Origin of the sequence: Thauera terpenica 58Eu (genome assembly GCF_000443165.1) — a bacterium.
GTDB classification, from domain to species: Bacteria; Pseudomonadota; Gammaproteobacteria; order Burkholderiales; family Rhodocyclaceae; genus Thauera; species Thauera terpenica.
Window position 1 is genome coordinate 1 of the sequence record NZ_ATJV01000116.1, and the last position, 1612, is coordinate 1612.

Below are 1612 nucleotides of genomic sequence, written 5' to 3' on the forward strand. Positions count from 1 at the left end.
TCCGCCCTCGTGAAAGTAGGTCATCGTCAGACTAATTATATGAAAAACCCCCTTGTGCAAAAAAATGTACAAGGGGGTTTTTGCGTCAACGCGTGCAACAGGTGTCGCCTGATGGAGCTACGCTCGCAAGCGCATTGATCACCAGCGCTATGCCTTATGGTTTGGAGCTTGCCGGCCTGCGACTTACAAGGCGTTCAAGTGGATTCCATGGACAAAGCCAGCAGGTGTGGCTGTGCCAGCAACCGGACATCGACCTGTGCCTTCAGTCGGGCGGCAAGCAGGTATAGCCCACCCAGTTTGCGGTGCAGGAACAAGGCATCTGCAGGTGGTGTATGCCAGAAATCACGGTCCATGCTGAGCTTCATCCCAGCGTCTCGAAGGCGCAGGGGTAGGTCCGAACCTGCGAAATCGTATCTGCCGACATGGCGCAAGGGCTCGCAGGCCAGGGCAAAGAGGTCGACGACCGCGTCACGTTGTTGATCGTGGATGTGTTCGTCAAAGTAACCGATCGCACGCGCGGCTGCAGTCATGGCGAAGCGATCGCCGCGCACCGCGGCTTGCATCAGATCGCGATAAGCTTCCACGGTATCCAATGGATACACACGGGTGGCGCCAAAATCCAGTAGTACGACCTGCTCGTGTTCTGCAACGTAGCGATAGTTGGCAAAGTTGGGATCGGTCTGGATCAGTCGAAACTCGAACAGTTCGCGAAAGAAAAGACCGATGAGCCGACTGGCGATGCGATCACGAACGGCTTGTGGCGCTGTGTCGAGTGACTCCACTGCCACGCCTTCAACCCAGCTCATCACCAGAATGTCCGTGCTCGTCAACGCGCTGATGGCTTCAGGCAGCAAGAAATCAGCATCGCCATCAAGCAGCTGTCGAAAACGCTGCAGGCACTGGGCCTCGTGATGATAGTCGGCCTCTTCGTGGAGTTGGCGTTTGGCTTCGTTGAGCAGGGGCGCGACGTTCAGATTTTTCGGCAGCAGACCGGACAGCTTCAGCAAGGTGGCGACGTTGTCGACATCACTGTCTATGCTGCGGCGTACGCCGGGGTACTGGATCTTCACCGCCAGCTCACGCCCGCCCTTGTCGCATGCGCGATGCACTTGACCGATGGAGGCCGCTGCGGCCGGGGTGAAGGAGAAGCGTGAAAAATGTTTCTCCCAGCCCTTTCCCCAATGCGTTTCCAGCACCTCGACGACCTGGCTCATCGGCATCGTGCGCGCGTTTTCACGCAGGCGGGCGAGAATCTCGGCGAGCTCGGGTGGCATCAGGCTGCCCGCATCCATGGACAGCAGTTGCCCCACTTTCATCGCGGCTCCACGCAGCTGTGCGAGCTGGTCCGCAACGCGCTGAGCGTTGGCCGGCGTCAGCAGCAGGTCGCCCATGCGTGGTTTCTTGCCCTGAGCAAGCTGACGCGCTCCCTCGGCCAGCATGCCCCCGGCAACCCCGCTTGCCAGCGAACCGAGGCGGGCCAGACGACCGATGCGGCTGCTGGGAACCGCCGATGCAGCGTCTCTGGTCCCCCGAGTTCGACAGTTCGCCTCCAAAAAAGCCGTTTTTTGAGAAATCGCGCCAGTGTTCATGCGGGTTTCAAGCCGTTTTCCCA

1 protein-coding gene is annotated in these 1612 nt (G+C 59.3%); it reads right to left on the reverse strand.

Annotation, left to right across the window (positions count from 1 at the left end):
• Window positions 1–194: 194 nt before the first annotated feature.
• Window positions 195–1391 carry an ABC1 kinase family protein gene (locus M622_RS38475; protein WP_245543115.1) on the reverse strand — a complete coding sequence of 399 codons (1197 nt, stop codon included), beginning with the start codon at window positions 1389–1391 and terminating at the stop codon, window positions 195–197.
• Window positions 1392–1612 lie beyond the last annotated feature (221 nt).